General features: G+C 39.1%; 19 protein-coding genes. 16 read left to right on the forward strand and 3 right to left on the reverse strand.

Annotated elements, in window-relative coordinates; all coding sequences use genetic code 11:
* Window positions 1-277 precede the first annotated feature (277 nt).
* The 6 genes from M3225_RS11565 to M3225_RS11590 all read left to right on the forward strand — a co-directional run bounded on the left by M3225_RS11565 (window position 278) and on the right by M3225_RS11590 (window position 7,959).
* A complete protein-coding gene (locus tag M3225_RS11565) occupies window positions 278-1,396 on the forward strand; it encodes a GAF domain-containing sensor histidine kinase (protein WP_285885480.1) in 1,119 nt (372 codons plus the stop codon).
* A 15-nt stretch (window positions 1,397-1,411) separates the two neighbouring features.
* Entirely contained in the window at window positions 1,412-2,050 is a 639-nt protein-coding gene (locus M3225_RS11570) for a response regulator (protein WP_251393522.1), read from the forward strand.
* A gap of 139 nt (window positions 2,051-2,189) precedes the next feature.
* Window positions 2,190-2,729, forward strand: a complete 540-nt coding sequence (locus M3225_RS11575; RefSeq protein WP_251393524.1) for an NADPH-dependent FMN reductase — start codon at window positions 2,190-2,192, stop codon at window positions 2,727-2,729.
* The gene (locus tag M3225_RS11580; RefSeq protein ID WP_251393526.1) at window positions 2,729-3,946 is read left to right on the forward strand and encodes an MFS transporter; all 1,218 of its coding nucleotides are present in this window, start codon (window positions 2,729-2,731) and stop codon (window positions 3,944-3,946) included. Before M3225_RS11575 ends, M3225_RS11580 begins: the two co-directional genes overlap by 1 nt.
* Before the next feature lie 132 nt (window positions 3,947-4,078).
* Window positions 4,079-7,285 (forward strand): DEAD/DEAH box helicase, encoded by a 3,207-nt coding sequence (locus M3225_RS11585; RefSeq protein ID WP_251393536.1) that lies wholly within the window; start codon window positions 4,079-4,081, stop codon window positions 7,283-7,285.
* 17 nt (window positions 7,286-7,302) lie between these two features.
* Window positions 7,303-7,959, forward strand: coding sequence for an MtnX-like HAD-IB family phosphatase (locus M3225_RS11590; protein ID WP_251393555.1), 657 nt, complete (start codon window positions 7,303-7,305; stop codon window positions 7,957-7,959).
* A gap of 11 nt (window positions 7,960-7,970) precedes the next feature.
* Here M3225_RS11590 and M3225_RS11595 read toward each other — a convergent pair whose 3' ends face one another.
* Window positions 7,971-9,065, reverse strand: a complete 1,095-nt coding sequence (locus M3225_RS11595) for an acetyl-CoA C-acyltransferase (RefSeq protein WP_251393556.1) — start codon at window positions 9,063-9,065, stop codon at window positions 7,971-7,973.
* Window positions 9,066-9,078: 13 nt separating this feature from the next.
* Complete coding sequence (locus M3225_RS11600; RefSeq protein ID WP_251393557.1) at window positions 9,079-9,636, reverse strand: biotin transporter BioY; 558 nt, start codon at window positions 9,634-9,636, stop codon at window positions 9,079-9,081.
* A gap of 149 nt (window positions 9,637-9,785) precedes the next feature.
* On the opposite strand from M3225_RS11600, the gene M3225_RS11605 reads away from it, so the two are divergent.
* Together M3225_RS11605 and M3225_RS11610 are read left to right on the forward strand one after the other, a co-directional pair.
* Window positions 9,786-11,219, forward strand: a complete 1,434-nt coding sequence (locus M3225_RS11605) for a class I adenylate-forming enzyme family protein (protein ID WP_251393558.1) — start codon at window positions 9,786-9,788, stop codon at window positions 11,217-11,219.
* Window positions 11,206-11,664: a GNAT family N-acetyltransferase gene (locus M3225_RS11610; RefSeq protein ID WP_251393559.1), complete on the forward strand. Its 459-nt coding sequence runs from the start codon at window positions 11,206-11,208 to the stop codon at window positions 11,662-11,664. The genes M3225_RS11605 and M3225_RS11610 overlap by 14 nt, the downstream gene beginning before the upstream one ends.
* 38 nt (window positions 11,665-11,702) lie before the next feature.
* On the opposite strand, the gene M3225_RS11615 is transcribed toward M3225_RS11610, so the two are convergent.
* The gene (locus M3225_RS11615; protein WP_251393560.1) at window positions 11,703-13,265 is read right to left on the reverse strand and encodes an alpha-amylase family glycosyl hydrolase; all 1,563 of its coding nucleotides are present in this window, start codon (window positions 13,263-13,265) and stop codon (window positions 11,703-11,705) included.
* A gap of 423 nt (window positions 13,266-13,688) precedes the next feature.
* Between M3225_RS11615 and pxpA the strand changes: the two genes are divergently transcribed.
* The 8 genes from pxpA (at window position 13,689) to M3225_RS11655 (ending at window position 21,093) form a co-directional block, all read left to right on the forward strand.
* Complete coding sequence (pxpA, locus tag M3225_RS11620; protein ID WP_251393561.1) at window positions 13,689-14,450, forward strand: 5-oxoprolinase subunit PxpA; 762 nt, start codon at window positions 13,689-13,691, stop codon at window positions 14,448-14,450.
* A gap of 24 nt (window positions 14,451-14,474) precedes the next feature.
* Window positions 14,475-15,713, forward strand: a complete 1,239-nt coding sequence (locus M3225_RS11625; protein WP_251393562.1) for an NRAMP family divalent metal transporter — start codon at window positions 14,475-14,477, stop codon at window positions 15,711-15,713.
* 52 nt (window positions 15,714-15,765) lie between these two features.
* Window positions 15,766-16,557 (forward strand): putative hydro-lyase, encoded by a 792-nt coding sequence (locus M3225_RS11630; RefSeq protein WP_251393563.1) that lies wholly within the window; start codon window positions 15,766-15,768, stop codon window positions 16,555-16,557.
* Window positions 16,558-16,574: 17 nt separating this feature from the next.
* Complete coding sequence (gene pxpB, locus M3225_RS11635) at window positions 16,575-17,330, forward strand: 5-oxoprolinase subunit PxpB (protein WP_251393564.1); 756 nt, start codon at window positions 16,575-16,577, stop codon at window positions 17,328-17,330.
* Window positions 17,327-18,322: a 5-oxoprolinase subunit C family protein gene (locus M3225_RS11640; protein WP_251393565.1), complete on the forward strand. Its 996-nt coding sequence runs from the start codon at window positions 17,327-17,329 to the stop codon at window positions 18,320-18,322. The genes pxpB and M3225_RS11640 overlap by 4 nt, the downstream gene beginning before the upstream one ends.
* 21 nt (window positions 18,323-18,343) lie before the next feature.
* Complete coding sequence (gene accB, locus M3225_RS11645; RefSeq protein ID WP_251393566.1) at window positions 18,344-18,805, forward strand: acetyl-CoA carboxylase biotin carboxyl carrier protein; 462 nt, start codon at window positions 18,344-18,346, stop codon at window positions 18,803-18,805.
* Window positions 18,806-18,833: 28 nt separating this feature from the next.
* Window positions 18,834-20,198: an acetyl-CoA carboxylase biotin carboxylase subunit gene (gene accC / locus M3225_RS11650; RefSeq protein ID WP_251393567.1), complete on the forward strand. Its 1,365-nt coding sequence runs from the start codon at window positions 18,834-18,836 to the stop codon at window positions 20,196-20,198.
* Window positions 20,199-20,328: 130 nt separating this feature from the next.
* On the forward strand, window positions 20,329-21,093 hold the full coding sequence (locus tag M3225_RS11655) for an IclR family transcriptional regulator (protein ID WP_251393568.1): 765 nt from the start codon (window positions 20,329-20,331) through the stop codon (window positions 21,091-21,093).
* The last annotated feature ends 9 nt before the right edge of the window (window positions 21,094-21,102 follow it).

Genomic DNA, 21,102 nt, shown 5'->3' on the forward strand with positions numbered 1-21,102 from the left:
GAAGCGTTTTCAACAGATTAATTTTAATATTTTTTCTCCTCATTTCCTTTCATTTTTTCTTTTCTTACGTGAATTATCTGTAGTATAGTTCGTTTTACTTAAAGACTCTAGCTAATTGTTAAACTACCTGACATACTTTTTTGAAATTTTATTATTGATGTTAAAAACTCTTACATATCTAAGTGGAAATACCTTAAAGATAACGTCCTATGAGTCAGAATAGTCTTTAATTGTGATAAAATAAAAAATGGAAAATACATCATATAGGAGAGAGGCTATGGAAAAAGATCATATTTCAGAGCTCAAGATTTTAAAAGACATTGCCGAAATTTTAAATGAAGGCACTAATTTACATACAATGCTTCACGATGCTCTTTTAAAACTGCTGCAAATTACAGATTTACAAACAGGATGGATCTTTTTTATTGATGAAAATGGAAAACATGAGATGGTTGCTGCTCAGCATTTGCCGCCAGCTTTATTAAATAAAACCGCTCAGCCTATGTGTAACGGAAGCTGCTGGTGTGTTGATCGGTATATGGATGGCCGGCTTCAAAAAGCTTCTAATATTATGGAGTGTAAGAGACTTGAAGATTCTGTCATTCATCAATGGGGAGATACACACGACATTACCCATCACGCAACGGTTCCTTTACAAGCAGGGGATGAACGCTTTGGATTATTAAATGTAGCTGCTCCTCATAAAATTCATTTTGAACAGCGAGAACTTGATCTATTAGGATCCGTCGCTCTTCAAATTGGAACGGCTATCAAACGGATTAAGCTGACTCAATCTCAGCAGGAAGTAAAACTTATTGAAGAAAGAAACAGACTAGCAAAAGATCTTCACGATTCTGTTAATCAGCTGTTGTTTTCAATTAATGTGACAGCCAAAGCAGGAAGCAGCTTAGCAAAAGAGGTGCAGTTAAAAGAGACTTTTTCCTTAATCCAAGAAACAGCTCAACATGCTCAAGTGGAAATGAAAGCATTAATTTGGCAGCTTCGCCCTCAAGGGTTAGAAAACGGCATCGTCAGTGCGTTAAAAAGCTATGGTCAAATGCTAGGGCTTAACGTAAAAGAACAAATTAAAGGTGTGTCCGTTTTGCCTGCTGTGATTGAAGAGGCACTGTGGAGAGTCGGGCAAGAAGCTTTTAATAATTGCCGGAAGCATGCAGGTACAGCAGAGGTACATTTAAACGTAAATATAAGTAAAGAACAAGTGATCATGAAAATTCAAGATAGCGGCAATGGGTTTATGTATAGTGCTTCAGCAGAATTGCCAACGCTTGGGTTAAAAACAATGCATGAGCGAATAAAAAGATTAAATGGAAAACTATCTGTTACAAGCAGCATAGGAAACGGAACGGTTGTGGAAGTATCCATTCCTCTTTCATAACGGAAAGGAGCGCACATGAAAATAAAGATTCTAATCGCAGATGATCACCACGTCGTCCGAAAAGGACTTGTCTTTTTCTTACAGACGCAGCCCGACTTAGAAATTGTAGGAGAAGCTTCTAACGGGGAGAAAGCTTTAAAGTTAGCGACATCCCTAGATCCCCATATTGTTTTAATGGATTTATCCATGCCGGTTCTCGACGGAATCGAAGCAACAAAAGAATTAAAAAAACAAGCACCCCATATAAAAATCATGATTTTGACAAGCTTTTCAGATCAAGATCACGTGATACCAGCACTAGAAGCAGGAGCTTCAGGCTATCAGCTAAAAGAAAGTGATCCAGATGAACTTGTAGCAGCTATTCGAAAGCTAATGAACGGAGAAAATCAGCTTCATCCAAAAGTCACCAAACACTTGCTAACACGGTTAACCAAAAGCAGCGAAAAGAAAGTCAATTTTATTGACCACTTAACAAAACGAGAAAAAGACGTATTAAAAGAAATTGCAAAAGGTAAAAGTAACAAAGAAATTGGTGCTTCCTTACATATTACAGAGAAAACAGTAAAAACACATGTATCTAATATTTTATCGAAGCTTGGTGTTCAAGACCGTACACAAGCTGCTCTATATGCTGTTCAGCACGGAATTTCCTAACCTACGACTTTAGTTGTAGGTTTTTCTCCGTTCATCTCCGTCTATATTGGTAGCTTCCTTTCTATCAATAGCAGGACGAAAAAAAGTTCGATCATCCCTATACTATAAATATAGCCAAACGACAGAGGGGTAGATAAAAATGAACATACTTATTATTAATGGAAGTCCTAGAGAAACAGGCCGAACAACACAAGTGACGAGAGAGCTTCACAAAAGCTATCAAAGTTCTTTTCTAGATTTAAGTAAATTATCGCTTCCTATATTCACAGGTGATAATCATCAGTATGAAACAGAAGAAGTACAAATGCTGATTGAAAAAATAGAAAAAGCAGATGCTATTTTACTTGCGACTCCCGAGTACCACGGAGCTATGAGCGGAGCATTAAAAAACGCGTTTGACTTTTTAAACAGTGCGTATTTTGCGCATAAGCCCGTGGCACTTTTAGCAGTATCAGGAGGAGGAAAAGGAGGCATTAATGCTTTAAACAACCTTAGAACCGTCACTCGCGCTTTGTATGCAAATGTCCTATCTAAGCAGCTGGTATTAGACCCTGCAGACATCATGGAACAAGGGACTTTGCGAAAAAACGCAGCTGACGGAATTCATGAATTAGTTAACGAACTGATTCTTTATACACAAGTATCCAAGCAAATTTTAGAAGCTAAGCAAAATGTGTGATGAAGGCGCTTTATAAAGACCGTCGCTTTCAAGCCGTAGTAGCTGCTAATGTTTTATCCTCTATCGGTTCCGGTGTTACGATGCTTGCAATTCCTTTACTGTTAGTTGCATCTCCAAATGGAAATAAACTATTTGGCATGATTATGCTGATTATGACGGTGATTAGCTTTGTATTTACCCCGTATATCGGCATTCTTATTGATCAAATGTCACGAAAAAGACTGCTGTTAACAGTAGAATTGATAGGTTTTACCACGGTAACGCTATTTGTCATCGTTGGTTTTATGACAGACTATTCAACGATTCACTATGTGATTTTATACGGAACCGGAAACCTTTACTACACGTTTTTTTATCCAACGATTTTTGCTTTAAATCAAGAAGTTTTTTCAAAGGATGCGTTTCAATCATTAAACAGTATTATGGAAATACAAGGTCAGCTATCGAGTATGCTTGCAGGGTCTGTGGCGAGCCTAGTCATTACTCGTTGGTCGCTTCAATGGATTTTAACAGTAGATGCAGCTACGTATATAGCTGCATTCCTTTGTCTATTGACTATCCCATATGAACGAAGCAGCGAACGAAGCGACAAGAAACACACTGCCATGAAAGAAGGGTTAGCATTCATAAAAGAAAATCGCTCAGTATCTATTTTTTCACTGCTTTCTTTTATGCCTTTCATCGCTGTGATGATGACGAACTATTTGTTTCCTATTTATCTAACTCAAGAATTAAAAGCAAGTCCAGCAGCATATGGGATTGGGAGTGCCGTATATGGTTTCGGGGCCTTAACGGCAGGGGTATTCATTGTATCTATTATGAAAAGAACAGGGACAGAGCTAGCGATTATGCTTAATATGAGCCTTTTTGCGATCGGAATATCTATCATCTTCTTTATGAAGTTTCTACCGATTTATTTTTCTATTGTGTTTCTTCTTGCTTTTGCAAATGCAGGTACAAGAGTAGCTCGAAATACGTTTATGATGCAGAAAATACCGAATATCATCGTGGGAAGAGTGGACAGCTGTTTTCGCTGTATCACTTTAGGGATTCGTATTTTACTGATTTCCTTCTTTACGTACGCTACGGCTAACGATCGTATAGGACTGGCTTTTTTAGGGCTTAGTCTGCTTTTATTATCATCCGCTGGAGCAGGCTGGATACTCTACAAAAGAAAACAGCGAAAACAGTCTGCATTGCTTAAGAGTGTTTTATAATGTCTGTTGCATGTTATAATAGAGGAATTGACAAATAATGTTCAACGTTTATGACGTTGAACATTATTTGTTCTGAATAGAAATTAAACAGAAACAGCATTGACTGTTATGCGATTGGAAGATTGTGAAGCGATGATAAATAAAACATTAAACAAAGAACAATTAAAAGATTCGTACTCAAGCAGAACGTACTATAGAGGACACACGTATTACAAGCAGGGACGTGTGCTTGATTTGGAATACAATGAACAGACCACTACGTGGACAGCATCCGTTCGAGGTGCAGAAATGTATACGGTAATGGTTGAACAAAAAGGAAATTCTTTTTATTCATTCTGCGATTGTCCTGCTTATCACGAGTTTTCAGAATGCAAACACGAAGTAGCTGTTTTATTAACCATTTGCGATGAGCGAGCAAAGCCGCAGCCAATTAAAACGAAGCCTTTTCGCCAAAGCAAAGAATACGAAAATGTAAATCATTTTATCGATTTATTTTCGAGCTATCAACAAACAATAAGCGACCACAGGAAATATGCAGATAAAGATCCGTTGAAAGTAGAATTTATTTGCAAGTCTTACTCAGAAGAATTTTTACGTTCAGAAGGAATGTACGTAGCCCTTGAAATGAAAGTGGGCGTCGACCGGACGTATGTAGTAAAAAACATTCAAGAATTTTTAACAGACGCTAAAGAATTCCAAACTCATGAATTTACTAAGCGCTTCGAATATGACCCTGCGGAACATTTTTTTATAGAAGAAGATAAGAAAATCATTGAGTTGCTGATGGATATTATGACGAATGAGTCATTTTATAAGAATTCCTATTCCATGTATCGTTCGTCTGCAAATAACAGAGAACTAATCATTCCATCCATCGTAGCCAAAGAGTTATTTCAATTGCTCAAAGATCGGAACTTTACATTTATTCATGAAGGGTATTCATATGAAAATATTATCTTTGCTGAAAGCTCAGCTCCGTTTTCGTTTCAATTAAACAAACACCCGGCAGCTGGATTTGAGCTAGACTTTACGGAACTTCATCAAGCTTCGTTTTTTGATCGATACGGTTGGTTATTTTTAAATGGGACGTTTTATGAGCTATCTCAAGATCAGCGTATGCTTCTTGAAGGGCTTCGGAAAACGGCACCTTTGAAGCCAGTCGTACCTATTGCAGAAGAGCAGATGGGCAATTTTTTATCTCACGTCGTCCCAGGACTAAAAAAAGTGGGGAAAGTGGATATCGCAAAAGAAGTATCCCATCAGATTATTGCACCTGAACTAAAAGCAAAAGTATTTATTGACCGTGAGGATGAACAGCTGTTTGTGACGCTTCGGTATCACTACGGAGAGATTTCGATTAATCCATTTTCACCCAGGTCTGAAAAATACGATAAAATCTTAATACGAGATTTAGAAAAAGAAGATCGCGTTATGGACTTAATTGAAACGGCCCCTTTAAACATTTATAAAAACCAGCTGTATTTAAATCAAGACGAATCATCTCTATATGAATTTTTGTTTCATATTGTTCCAAAGCTTGATGAAATAGCGGATGTGTATATTACGGATGAGATGAAAGATTATGCATATACGGATTTTTCGGCGCCGGTAACAACGGTTGACATCAAAAACAGCAATCAGTTATTAGAAATTAATTTTGACTTAGGAGACATTGATCATCAGACCGTTCAAGATGTTTTAAAATCCGTCTTAGAAAAGAAAAGCTATCATCGTCTAGATAACGGCGCGTTTATCCCTCTTGAAAACGAAGGCTTTGAACATATCCAAAACCTGTTTCGTGAGCTGAACGTAACGGAAAAAGACTTAAAGGATAACTCATTGCAAGTACCTTTATACAGAGGGATGCAAGTGGAAGAAATTATGAGTGCGGGTGATAAATCAGCTGCTAAGTTTGGCTCAGCATTTAAAAGATTACTCACACAGCTTAAATCCCCAGAAGAAATGGACTGGGAAGTGCCAGAATCCTTACAGGCATCCCTGCGTGATTATCAGTACAATGGGTTTAAGTGGTTTAAATCTCTGTCTCACTACTCTTTAGGAGGCATATTAGCTGATGATATGGGGCTTGGAAAAACGCTTCAAAGCATTGCCTATATTTTATCTGAAAAAGATCATGGTGAAGATAGTAGTGCCTTTTTAATTGTTGTGCCAGCTTCCTTGATTTATAACTGGCGCAACGAATTGGAGAAATTTGCACCGAATCTAACGGTTCAAACCATTACAGGAACGCCAAGCGAGCGGGAGGAAAAGTTAAAACGAACAGCTGACGTATGGATTACATCTTATCCAACGCTGCGTCAAGATATTGATTTGTATCAGCCTCTTCATTTTCATGCTTTAATTCTAGATGAGGCTCAGAGTATTAAAAACCATACAACGAAGACAGCAGTAGCTGTGCGGACTATTTCAGCTAAAAAACGTTTTGCGCTAAGTGGTACGCCTATTGAAAACTCACTTGATGAGCTTTGGTCAATTTTCCAGACCATTCTTCCGGGTTTATTTCCAGGGCTTCGCCAGTTTAAAAACATGTCATCTCAGCAGGTCAGTCGAATTGTAAGACCGTTTTTACTACGACGAGTAAAAAAAGATGTGTTAAAAGAACTGCCTGATAAAATTGAAACAACGCATTTATCTGAGCTGACTAAAGAACAAAAAGAGTTATACGTAGGCTATTTAGAGCAATTAAAATCATCTTTAGCCGGTGAGGATTTTAATAAAAATCGAATGAAGATCTTGGCCGGATTAACAAGGCTTCGCCAGATTTGCTGTCATCCTTCTTTATTCGTTGAAAATTACGAAGGGTATTCAAGCAAATTAGAGCAGCTGCTTGAGATTACAAGAAATGCAGTTGCGAACGGAAAACGCTTGTTAATTTTTTCTCAATTTACAAGCATGCTTCATATTATTCGAGAAGAGCTTCAAAAGGAAAACCTCTCATACTTTTACTTAGACGGTCAAACGCCATCAAAAGAACGAGTGGAAATGGCGGATCGGTTTAATAATGGAGAACAAGACATTTTCTTAATCTCATTAAAAGCCGGAGGCACAGGCTTAAATTTAACAGGAGCCGATACAGTTATTTTATATGACTTATGGTGGAACCCCGCTATTGAAGAACAAGCGGCAGGCCGAGCACACCGCATTGGTCAAAAAAATGTTGTGCAGGTCATCAAGCTTATTTCTCAAGGGACTATCGAAGAAAAAATTTACGACTTGCAGCAAAAGAAAAAAGAACTTATCGAACAGGTTATTCAGCCCGGAGAAACGATGCTTTCTAGTTTGACAGAAGAAGAGCTTCGAGAACTGCTTAGTATGTAGCAAAGGATGTGTGAGGAATGAAAAAATGGGCGTTTGTATCAGATTTTGATGGAACGATTTCAAGAAAAGATTTTTACTGGATTGTGATTGAAAAGTATTTTCCAGAAGGTGAAGAACTTTTCCACCGATGGAAAGCAGGAGAAATGAAAGATATTGATTTTTTATCTACTGTTTTTCAATCCATTCACCAGGAAGAACCGCAAATTTTAGAAGAAGTAGCGAATATTCCAATTGATGAATACGTGCCCGCTTTTATTAAAGCTGTTCAGAAAAACGGCGGGGATTTTTATATTTTAAGCGCTGGAACGACGTACTATATTAAACCGATTTTAGATAAATACGGTGTTGAAGAAGTTGAAGTTTATTCGAATGAAGGATATTTTCATCAAAATAATGTTCATTTGCGTCTAGACCCTACTCACAGGTGGCATTCAGAACGCTACGGCATTGATAAATCTACTGTTATTCAAGAACTAAAGGAAGCATACGAAACGATTTATTTTGCTGGAGACAGCGAGCCGGATTCGCATCCGGCAAAATATGCAGATGTCACATTTGCAAAAGATTCTTTGCAAGATTTACTGCGTGAACAAAACGTTCCCTTTGTTCCTGTTGACACATTTAAAGATATTGAGCAATATTTGATACAACATAATGTAATAAAAAAGGCATAAAAACAGCGGTATTATTTGATCACTTCAAATAATACCGCTGTTCCTATTCCGCCTCCGCTCCCTAAAGCAGCTATTACATATCGCATGTCCCGGCGCTTGCTTTCATAAAAAAGACGCGTAGCTAAAATAGCTCCTGATGCTCCGTACGGGTGTCCTAGCGTCAATGCCCCTCCACGAATATTCACTTTCTTTTCTGATATCCCCAGTTCTTGCATGCAAGCGACAACTTTAACAGCAAAGGCTTCATTGATTTCAAATAAGTCAATATCATCTACCGTAAGAGAATTTCGCTTCAGGATGTTTTTAATAGCTGAAACCGGTGCAATAGCTGGATAAAGAGGTGACACTCCTGAAATGTCAGCGTCGATAAAGCGTAAAACTGGCTGAAATCCTAAGGCTCGTGCTTTTTTCTCTTCCATCACAAGTGTGATGCAGGCTCCGTCATTGATTCCGCAGCTGGTGACTGCGGTGACGGTGCCTTCTTTTTTTAAAAAGACGGGGCTGACTTTTTCAAGCAGCTTTGTTATGTTTCGTTTTTTCATAAATGCTTCATCTTGCATCACGTTCGGAAGATGAAGGGTTTCTTCTTCAAACAATCTCTTTTCAAAAGACTCCCAGCTTCTTTCATGACTTAAAAGAGCGTACCTGTCTTGCTGCTCTTTAGATATGTTATATTGCTGAGCTACGTTTTCTGCTGCGATTCCCATGTCAGGATCACCAATTTTATCAGGAGAAAAACGTGCTCTTTTTTCAAAAGGAGAGGTGCTTGTACTTTCAACACCTCCAGCTAAATAACACGTTCCAGCGCCCGCTTTTATCAAATAGCTGGCCATTCGAATCGCATCTAAGCCAGCTCCGCACTGACGATCGATAGTCATTCCCGGGATAGAAAAAGGGAGGTCTGCTTCTAAAGCTGAGAGCCTAGCTACGTTTCCTCCTGGACCTACAACATTCCCTAAAATAATGTCATCAATTTCATGTTCGATTCCAGCGCTAAGCTGTTTTAATAAAGGAGCCGCTAGCTCTTGAACATGAAAATCTTTAAGTACACCGTTTTCTTTTCCAATGACTGTACGCTTCGCTTTTACAACTGCTGCTTGATACATAGTCATCACTTCCTTACATAGAAGCTGTGTTAGAACGGCCAGGTACCGTTACTACTTTTCGAACTTTTGTAATTAAATAAGCCGCAACCACTGCTTTTATACAGTCACCTGGAAGGTAAACGAAACTTAGCTGAAGAGACTTCAGAAACGGAATGTGAAGCTGCATTGCCTGCACAGGAATGCCACATGCATATACTAACACAATGCCAAATAACACATTGACGGCAAACGCCTTTGCAACCGTTACATTTTTTAACTTAGATAGCGTCCAGCCAATAAAGAAAGCTGCAAACACATAGCCTATGATATATCCAGCACTCGGACTCAAGAATACGCCAATTCCTCCGCGCCCTCCAGCAAGTAAAGGAACGCCAGCTGCTAGTAAACATAAAAAAATAAATTGGCTTAATGCGCCTAACCTAGCCCCAAGAATACCTCCTGCCAGCATAACTCCCATCGTTTGAAGAGTAATAGGAACGGGAGTAAATGATAGAAAAATAGGAGGAACAAGCCCCAGTGCTCCCATTACAGCCGTAAATAATGCGACATACGTCATATCTTTTGTTTTCATTGTAAACCTCCGCTATGTATGATAAAACATGACTATCGTATCTTATTAAACTTAAATTAGTCAACTTTATTTTTATATAAGTTTACATTTTTTCTTTTCTCAAACGTACATTTACGGTACACTAAAAGAAAAAGGGAGTTTAAGCAGTAATGAAACGAATTGAAGAACTAATTTTTTATCAGTGTCAACAAACGCCTGACGGACTGGCACTATCGGATTCTATTAATAAGCTAAGCTACAGTCAAATGTGGGATTGTGTATGCAAAGCCGAAAAACAGCTGCACGAAAAAGGGATAAAAGAAGGGGAGCTCGTTGCTTTAAGCATGCCAAACAATGTAGAAGCTATTGTGTCATTTTTAGCGATTTTAAAAGCCGGTGGAGTGGTAATGCTTTTACACAATGAATTAACAGACGCTGAAATCGATACTTATTTTTCGATTCAATCTCCGAACTGGCTATGGAAAACATCTTCTTTAATTAAAATAATGAAAGAAAAACCTATGCTGCCCGTACGGCAAGTGAATGCACTGTCCGACCTATTTTTATTTGGATTTACCTCCGGGTCAACAGGAAGGCCTAAAGGGTTTGTAAAATCGCATCATTCTTGGTCTTCATCATTTCAAGAATGGTCAGACATATTTTCTTTAAAGCCACACGACAAAGTGCTTGTTCCTTTACATATCTCGTATTCCGCGCAGCTTTACCCAGTTTTACATGCGCTTTGCAGCGGCATGTATGCTGTTATTTTAGAAGCGTTTACACCTTCTGCTGTTTTTAAGAAGGAAGCTAGCTGTATGTCTATTACACCCGCATTAATTTCTCCATTGCTTCGTTACGTACAAAGCAGACCGAAAGAGAAACGACTTCTGCCAAAGACCGTGATTTCAGTAGGCAATAAATTATCACCTTCCGTTCGAAAGAAATTTTCACAAGCGTTTCCTGTTGCCTCTCTTTATGAATATTACGGATCTTCCGAAATGGGATTTGTTACGGTGCTTTCACCAGATACAGCTGAAACGATGCCTCATACAGTAGGTTATCCTGTTGACAGTGTAGACGTTTTAATCCTTAATGAACGTGGAAAAGAAGTAGAAAAAGGTGACAAAGGAACGTTATTTGTAAAAACAAATCAAGCATTTGAAGGGTTTGTTAATGACAGCAAAGAAACAAACCGCTCGTTTTTGAACGGATATGTTACGTCGCATGATATTGCAGTTCAACTTCCAGATGGAAGCATTACGATTGTAGGGAGAGATAAAAACGTGATTAAAAGCAGCGGAAGCTCAGTTTATGCTGAAGAAATTGAAGAGCTGCTTTTACAAATACCGGGGGTTAGCGAAGCAGCCGTTTTTAGTGTAGTAGATGCTGAACGTTCAGAAGTCGTAGGTGCAGCAATTGTCTTAGAGAACATTTCTCTTTCTGATGTGAGACAAGCGCTGACAAAACGAGTATCTGCTTATAAAATCCCGCGTGTATGGAGAATTTTAAAGTCCTTTCCGCGAATGAAAAATGGTAAAATTGACAAAGCAATGATATACAGCTACTTTACAGAGAAAGAAGGGAAGACATATGATTTCATTTGAACCCATTACAGCTGACACGATGTATATTGTTTCAGAGATTATCAATTCGAACGAAGCTTATAATGTGTTGGAAAACGGCAAGAAAGAGCGGAGCGAACAAGAGCTTTTTAAAGAATACATGAATGAAAAAACAGACAGTTATTTTATTAAAGCTGACGATACATACGTAGGAGTTATTGATTACATGAAACAAAACCCAAACGATGACCATCCATGGATAGGGGCTTTTATGATTCATAGCGCGTATCATAATTTCAGTTTTGGAACGCAGGCTTATGTAGCGTTTGAAGACAAGCTAAAAGAAGAAGGAGTTTCAGTCCTGCGCCTTGGCGTCCTGTCTCAAAATTCTAGAGCCAAGTTGTTTTGGGAACGTCTTGGTTTTACACAGTACGCCACTAAGCCGCTGCACCATAATCAAGTTAACTGCTTGGAAAAAGAGCTATAAAAGAAATCCGTGGATATAATCCACGGATTTCTTTTATATTATTTTATTAAAACCGTTGTATTAGCCGGAATCACAAGCTGATTTTTGACTTTCTTAGCACCTTTTTCACTAGCAAAAATCAATTTACCTTTCGCCGTCACAGATACTTTTACCGGTTGATTTGAAATATTATGATACACGCTAATCGATTTGCCTTTATACGTACGGCTATAGGCAACGACTTCTTTCTTGTCTACTGAAACAGATTGAAGCGTTCCTTTTACTAACTCTTCGTGCTGCTGACGCACACGAATCATTTCACGGTAATGATTTAACAAAGAACCCTTTTGTTTTGTTTGTGCTTCTACTGACACACCATTGCCGCCTTTGTTGTATACAGGTGTTTCCCAGCTGGTTTGTCCAAGTCCGTTTCCTTCGTACCAGCGGAACGGTTCACGGATTAATTCATCAGGCTTTTCACCGGTCATTCCAACTTCTTCACCGTAATAAATATACGGGTTGCCAGGAAGCGTAAGTAAGATAGAAGCAGCTGATTTTGCTTTATTCACATCGCCGCTTAGCTCACTCATGACGCGATTTTGGTCATGGTTGGTTAAGAAAATGCCATCAATTTTGTTTGGATTGTATGATTTGAACAGCTCATCCGTTGCCGCTGCTGCAGTGGCAATTCCTTGATCATTTCCTGCTTTTACAGAGTTTACAATCTTTCCTGCTAAATCAAAGTTAAACAGAGAATCAAGCGATTGATAGTAAGGAGCCACGACTTCAGGCTGATCCCATACTTCACCCGTTAGATATACGTTCGGGTTTTCTTTTTTCATCGCATCTCTGAACTCATTCCACCATACGATATTTTTCTTAGCGCCTTCAGGTGTTTGACCTTTAAAAATATGAAGCGCAGCATCTAGGCGGAACCCGTCAACTCCTTGCTTCAGCCAAAACTTTCCTACGTTAATCATTTCTTTTCTTACTTCAGGATTAGCGTAATTTAAGTCAGGCATTCCTTCCCAAAACGTTCCGTAAAAATACTCTCCGTTTGGAGCTTTATGCCATACTTGCTGTCCCCAAGATCCTTTTTCATTCAAATCGGTATTTTTATCAGCCCAAATATAGTAATCTCTGTACTTGCTATTTTTATCTTTTAACGCAGCTTGAAACCAAGGGTGTTCACTGCTCGTATGATTCACAACGAGGTCCATAATAACTTTTACGTCTCGTTTATCTGCTTCTTTCATCAGCTTGCGAAAATCTTGCAGATTTCCATACTGCGGATCAATATTATAATAGTCCGTTACATCATATTTATGATAGCTAGGAGAAGGGTTGACAGGCATCATCCAAATCCCGTTTACTTGAAGATCATTTTTTGTATGAGAATTGCCGTCATTTAAATAATCCAACTTTTGTGTAAGACCTTTTAAATCACCATGTCCATCCTTATTTGCATCGTAAAAAGAGTTTACATACACTTCATAAAAAACACCGTTTTTATCTGCTGTTGGAGACTTACCTTTATGTACGGTTTCTGCGTGAACGCCTGTTGATAAGCTAGCAGCCAGCGGCAGTGTTAGTGCTAAAGCTGTCCATTTTTTCCCTTTCATCGTTTCATCCCCTTTTTGCAATCGTTTGCATAAATTGACTACAATTGAAATATAGCACCTTGTTGAAAACGATTACAATAAAAATTTCATTTTGATTATTTTGAACTATTAATTATTCTGACAACCTGTTTATTTACTGTGTCTAATGACATTAAGGGGTTGCGTTATATTAAGTCTATAGATAGAAGAGATCGATAAAATAAGAGAGTATTATCCAAGCGAAAATAATGACTATGTTAAATATTCTGACAATGTTATTGTTCTATTCATCATCTCGTGCTACAATCCAAATATAACTGAAAAACGGTACTTAAATTCCGAAAAACGGAACAAAAAGTATTGATGCAGATAATATAGCTTGAATTTTCCTTACTATCTGTAAATGATTACGCTTACATAAAAAGGTTAAGGGGGAAGAACGCATTGAGTAAAGTAGATTTAAACTGTGATTTAGGGGAAAGCTTTGGTGCTTATCACATTGGCAATGATGAAGCGATCTTAGATTATGTGACGTCTGTGAACGTAGCCTGTGGATTTCACGCAGGGGATCCGAGCGTCATGAGAAAAACGGTAAGATTGGCTGCTGAAAAAAAGGTGCAAATTGGTGCTCATCCTGGTCTACAGGACCTTATCGGTTTTGGACGTAGAAACATGAATATTTCACCTCAAGAAGCCTACGATATTGTGGTATATCAAATCGGTGCATTAAACGGTTTTTTGCAAGCAGAAGGGGTATCAATGCAGCATGTAAAGCCCCACGGTGCACTATATAACATGGCTGCTAAAAACAAAGCATTGTCTGAAGCGATAGCAAAAGCTGTTTACAACGTAAATCCTGAACTGATTTTATTTGGGCTATCTGGAAGTGAGCTCATTCAAGCAGGTAACAAAATTGGGCTAAAAACGGCCAATGAGGTATTTGCAGACCGTACCTATCAATTAGACGGTTCTCTCACTGCTCGCACTGAACCAAATGCTTTAATCGAAAATGATGACGAAGCTGTTTTTCAAGTTATTACAATGGTGAAAGAAGGGAAAGTAAAATCTCAGCAAGGCAAGGATATAGAGTTACAAGCAGATACAATTTGTATTCACGGAGACGGGGCTCACGCACTTGAATTTGCTCGTCACGTGAACCGTTCTTTAAAAGCATCAGAAGTAGTAGTTAAAGCTATTTCACAATAAAAACTACATACAATCAGGAGGAAGATGATATTGGAGCCAATTAAAAAATCAACACCTCAGCAAAAGCTTTCGGCTGCGCCTAAAGTAAACTGGACGTTAATGCTTGGAGCCGCTTTTTTAATGGCCACATCGGCTATTGGACCAGGCTTTTTAACTCAAACTACCGTATTCACACAAAATTTAGCAGCAAGTTTTGGATTTGTTATTTTAATTTCAATTATCCTTGATATCTTTGCTCAAACCAACGTATGGAGGATTATTGCTGTCTCTGAAAAACGCGGACAAGAGATCGCCAACATGGTATTTCCAGGATTAGGGTACGTGCTCGCTATTTTAATTGTAATCGGCGGACTTGCATTTAATATTGGAAATATTGCTGGTGCCGGGCTTGGTTTAAATGCGATTACAGGTATTTCTCCAACAGCCGGGGCTGCAATTAGTGCAGTAATTGCTGTATTAATCTTCGTTGTAAAAGAAGCTGGAAAAGCAATGGATCGCTTCACGCAAATTGCAGGTTTTGTCATGATTGGACTGATGGTATATGTAGCAGCTACGACTTCACCTCCCGTTGGAGAAGCTGTGGTGAAAACTTTTGCTCCTGATAAAATCGACATCATTGCTATCGTTACGCTTGTTGGAGGAACTGTCGGTGGTTACATTACTTTTGCTGGCGGACATCGTCTTTTAGATGCTGGTGTAAAAGGCATCGATTCTTTACCTCAGGTAACAAAAAGCTCTGTAACAGGAATTCTGATTACTTCCGTTATGCGAATCGCTTTGTTTTTAGCTGTACTTGGCGTTGTGTCTAAAGGGCTGCAAATCGACCCGGCCAACCCTCCAGCATCCGTGTTTCAGCTCGCAGCAGGAAACGTCGGCTATAAAATTTTTGGGATTGTCATGTGGTCTGCTGCTATTACGTCTGTGGTAGGAGCTGCTTATACATCCGTTTCATTTATTCAAACCTTTAGTGAAAAACTTAATAAGAACTCAAACTGGATTATTATTGGTTTTATTATTATTTCAACTCTGTCGTTTGTCTTAATTGGAAAACCTGTAAAAGTTCTTCTTTTAGTTGGAGCACTCAATGGATTAATTTTGCCCGTTGCTCTTGGGACATTACTGATTGCTGCCTACAAAAAAAGCATCGTTGGCGATTATAAACACCCTTTATGGCTCACCATTTCTGGTGTACTTGTGGTTATTGTGATGGCTTTAATGGGCGGCTATACGTTAATGGATCAAATTCCTCAATTATTTAAATAAAACAAGGTGCCCGCACGTAAGTTGCGTGCGGGCAATGATGGGAGATAGAAATATGACAAACCTTTCACAACTAACTCCAGCTGAACTCCGTCAGCAAATCCGTAACAATCTGCTTATTCAGCCAACAGCAGGCATGGCAAACGGCTATACTCAAGCTAATTTAGCTATTTTACCAAAGAAGCAAGCTTTTGACTTTCTACTGTTCTGTCAGCGTAATCCTAAATCTTGTCCTCTTTTAGATGTAACAGACGTTGGGTCTTCGGTGCCAAAGTTTGCAGCTCCGTCGGGAGATATTCGTACAGACATCCCAAAGTATCGAATCTATGAAAATGGGGAACTAGTAAAAGAAGTAACCGATATCACAGACTACTGGACAGAAGATATGGTTGCTTTTCTTATCGGCTGCAGTTTTACATTTGAACACGCACTTTTAAACAATGACATACCCGTTCGTCACATTGAAGAAAATTGTAATGTGCCTATGTATAAAACAAATATTTCGTGCACTGAAGCAGGGATATTCCGCGGCTCGACGGTAGTTAGTATGCGTCCAATTCCTCAGCGAGACGTAGTGCGGGCAGTCCAAGTAACTTCACGTTTTCCAGCTGTACATGGGGGACCTGTTCACATTGGAGATCCCGCTGCGATAGGGATTAAAGACGTTCAATCTCCGGATTTTGGTGATGCCGTTTCCATTAAGGAAGGCGAAGTTCCTGTATTTTGGGCTTGTGGTGTAACCCCTCAAGCTGTAGCAATGGAAACAAAACCTTCTATTATGATTACACATGCTCCGGGGCATATGTTTATTACCGATATTCGAGATGAAAAACTAGGTGTTTTATAAAAGAAAGAGGTGTAGATATGAATCAAACCGTAACAAAAGCATCGGCTGTAATTTCTCCGCTTGGCGACTCAGCGCTTGTTATAACGTTTGGAGACAGTATTCAGTACGATATTCATAAACAAATCAAAACGTGTAAAGATTCCATAGAATTAAATCCTTTCCCTGGGTTTATTGAATGCGTGCCGGCATTTACGAATCTTACAATCTTCTATAACCCTCTTGAAGTTGTAGCAGCTGTGAGAAAAAAGCAGAAGAAGGAATTTGTTTCTCCTTTTGAAGTAGTGTCTTCTATCGTTCAAAGTAAACTAGAGAACGAACAGACAGAAAAAGAGTTAGCTCATCGTACGGTTTCCATTCCAGTTTGCTACGGAAGAGAGTATGGACCTGACCTTGAATATGTCGCTCGTCACCATAACTTAACAACTGAAGAGGTAATTAGTATTCATTCTGAAGGCGAATACTTAGCGTACATGATTGGGTTTGCTCCTGGATTCCCATTTCTCGGAGGATTGTCTGAAAAGATTGCTACACCTCGCCGGTCGTCTCCTCGCACCTCTATTCCTGCCGGCTCGGTTGGTATTGCGGGAATGCAAACAGGAGTGTATCCTATTTCCACTCCAGGAGGATGGCAATTAATTGGCCAAACGCCTATTAAACTGTTTTTACCACAACAAAATCCGCCCAGTTTGCTGCAAGCTGGGGATATTGTGAAATTCGAGCCTATCTCTAAAGAAGAGTATCAAGAAATACAGGCAAAGGAGGGGGGAAAATGAGTATACGAGTCAGTAAAGCCGGGTTATTAACGAGCATTCAAGATTTAGGAAGAAGAGGATTTCAACAGCACGGTGTGATTGTAAGCGGTGCAATGGATTCTTATTCTCTCCGAATTGCTAATTTACTAGTTGGTAACGATGAAAAAGAAGCGGGACTTGAAGTTACTCTAGTGGGGCCTACCCTTGAAATAGAAAGTGATTGTTTAGTGGCGATTACCGGAGGAGATTTAACTCCTTCGATCAACGGAAAGCCAGTCCCAATGTGGAAACCTTTATTTATTCCAAAAGGAAGCATTTTATCATTTGGTCCTTGTAAAACCGGGTGTCGTTCCTATCTATCTGTAGCCGGGGGATTTGCCATTGATGAAGTATTGAATAGTAAAAGCACGTATTTGAGAGGCGAAATTGGTGGCTACAAAGGAAGAGCCTTACAAACAGATGATGTTTTACCCCTATCTGTTCCAGCTGCTTCGAAGCCTGCTTTTCTTTCCAATGAACTAATAAACGGGGTATATACTTCTTCATGGTCCGTAAATTATAAGGAATTTGTTCATTTCACAAAGAAACCAGCGGTCCGTGTTATTAATGGCAGTCAATTTGATCTATTTACAGCTGAAAGCAAAAGTCATTTTACTCAAGAGCCTTTTAAAGTATCGAATCAATCAGATCGAATGGGCTATCGAATGGACGGACCTTCTCTTCAGCTTCAAGAAAAAAAAGAGTTATTGTCTGAAGCTGTTTCACAAGGTTCTGTTCAAGTTCCACCAGATGGAAATCCCATTATCCTGTTAGCAGACCGTCAAACTACGGGAGGATATCCTAAAATCGCTCAAGTAATTACAGCGGATTTACCACTTTTAGCTCAAGTGAAGCCTGGAGAGTCCATTTACTTTTCTCACATTTCGCTTCATGAAGCAGAAAAAATCTATTTAGAAAAAGAACAGCTGCTTCAAGAATTGAAGATTGCTATTAACCTTGCCTCAATTAAATAACAAAAACGGGAGTGACAATAGATGATAAACGTACGTGAATTGCAAGAAGTTGTTTCATTAATGAATGAATCTGGTATTCAAAAGCTCCATATTGAACATGAAGGGACAAAAGTTGTCATTGATAAAGCAGGAATTCCTTTAGAGGACACAGCTGTTACAGAAGTAAAAACCGAGGAAGTAAAAGCCGTTGCCACTGAGCAAGTGCCTCAAGATTCTATGTCTGTAAACTCAGCAGAAAACAATGAAAAGCAAATTTTATCACCAATGGTCGGAACGTTTTACTCCAAGCCAGAAGCAGACGCCGATCCCTTTATTCAAGTAGGACAAACAATTGAACGTGAAGATGTTGTATGTGTGATTGAAGCGATGAAGCTTTTTAACGAAGTAGATGCAGGAATTGAAGGAGAAGTGCTTGAAATTCTTGTGAAAGACGGAGATGTTGTTGAGTTTGGACAGCCTCTATTTACCGTAAAATCATACTAAAGTATACATACTGTCAGGAGGAGTCATTATGTTCAAAAAGGTCTTAATCGCAAACCGCGGCGAGATTGCAGTTCGTATTATTCGGGCTTGTAAAGAAATAGGAATTGCAACCGTGGCAGTTTATTCAGAAGCAGACAAAGATGCACTTCACGTGAAGCTAGCAGATGAGTCATTTTGTATTGGTAAAACACCTTCTAAAGAAAGCTACTTAAATATTCGTAATCTGCTTACCGTAGCGCAAGTAACCAAGGCAGACGCTGTTCATCCCGGCTACGGATTTTTAGCTGAAAATGCTGATTTTGCTGAGATGTGTGAATCCTATAACATCACCTTTATTGGTCCAAAAGCGGAAGCCATCCGTAAAATGGGAGCAAAAGCTGTAGCAAGAGATACAATGAAGCAAGCCGGCGTGCCTATTGTACCTGGAACGGAAGGACTGATTGAAGATAGCAGCACCGCTATCCCAGTAGCACGAGAAATAGGCTATCCAATCATCGTAAAAGCCACAGCGGGCGGCGGTGGAAAAGGAATGCGGCTAGCTCATAGCGAAGAAGAGTTAGAAAAAGCGATTCGTCAAGCTCAGCATGAAGCAGAAACAGCCTTTGGAAACGGCGGAGTATACCTTGAAAAGTATTTAGAAGAACCGAAACACATCGAAATTCAAATTATTGCTGATGAAGAAGGGAATGTGGTTCATTTAGGTGAACGAGATTGTTCGATTCAACGACGTCATCAAAAATTAGTAGAAGAAGCTCCGTCTCCTGTGGTAGATGAAAACCTTCGTGCTAAAATGGGCAAAGCGGCAGTCTCGGCAGCTAAAGCAGTCGATTATACAGGTGTCGGAACGGTTGAGTTTCTGTTAGATAAGCACGGACATTTTTACTTTATGGAAATGAACACACGGATTCAAGTTGAACACCCCGTTACAGAACTTGTAACAAACATTGATTTAATTAAAGAACAAATTTCGGTGGCAGCAGGTTACCCGCTATCATTTGCTCAGCGAGATGTTCAGTTAAAAGGATGGGCAATTGAGTGCCGAATCAATGCAGAAAATCCGGCTAAAAACTTTATGCCTTCTCCTGGAAAAGTCGAGATGTATTTACCTCCTGGCGGCTACGGGGTTCGTGTAGACAGCGCCGTTTACCCAGGCTATGAAATTTCTCCATTTTATGATTCAATGGTAGCGAAATTGATTGTAACAGGGAAAGATCGACATGAAGCGATTCAACGAATGAAACGTGCGCTTAAAGAATTTATCATTATAGGTATTCATACAACCATTCCTTTTCATTTAGAATTACTGGATCATCCTTCGTTTAAGGAAGGGGATTTTACAACCAAATTTCTAGAAAGTAATCCTATTTCAATTAAAGAACTAGAAATGGTATAAGAAAGGAAAGTGCTCTTGTAAGGGAGTGCTTTCCTTTTTTTCTTCATGTATAATAAAAGAATATATCATTAGCTAGTAAGCTATACGTCTATCAAATACATGTATTCGCATAAATAAGGGAGAAGGTTTCATGCAAGCTAACAATAAAACAGTCGTTAAATCCATGCAGATTCTCACGCTTTTTATCAAGTACCCTAAACTGACTTTCACAGAAATGATGGAATATTCAGGCGTTCCCAAAACCTCTTTGCATCGAATGATTGGCTCGCTTGAAGAGATGGGCTTTTTAACAAAAGATGCGCAAGGTTACTACTCGCTTGGACTTTTATTCTTACAATTTGGCCAGCTAGTGGCTAATCGTTTAGATATTAGAAGTATTGCGAGGCCTGTAATGGAAACGCTCCGAGACGACGTAGAAGAAGCGGTTAATTTAATTGTACGAGACGGGAATGAAGCTATGTATATTGAAAAAGTAGATACGCTTCATCCAGTGCGTCTCTATACATCAATTGGAAGGCGTTCACCTCTTTATGCAGGAGCCTGTTCACGCATTATCTTGGCCCATTTACCTGAAAAAGAACAAGAGGAATATATTAATCAAACGGAGCTAACTCCAATAGGTATTGGAACCATTACAGATAAAAAGAAGCTAAGAAATGCATTAAAAGAAGCAAAAGAAAAAGGGTATACAATTAGCACCTCTGAATTAGAAAACTTTACAACATCCGTGAGTGCGCCAATTTTAAATCATCAAAATGAAGTTGTTGCAGGCATTAGCGTAGCGGGAATTGAAGCGAGATTTCAAGGGGACAGACTGCCGTTCATTATTCAAAAAGTAACAGAAGCGGCGATCGTGATTTCTGAAAAGCTCGGTTATGGAGGATCATTTAAGTAGCAGACATAG

Source organism: Priestia aryabhattai, assembly GCF_023715685.1.
Classification (GTDB): Bacteria; Bacillota; Bacilli; order Bacillales; family Bacillaceae_H; genus Priestia; species Priestia aryabhattai_B.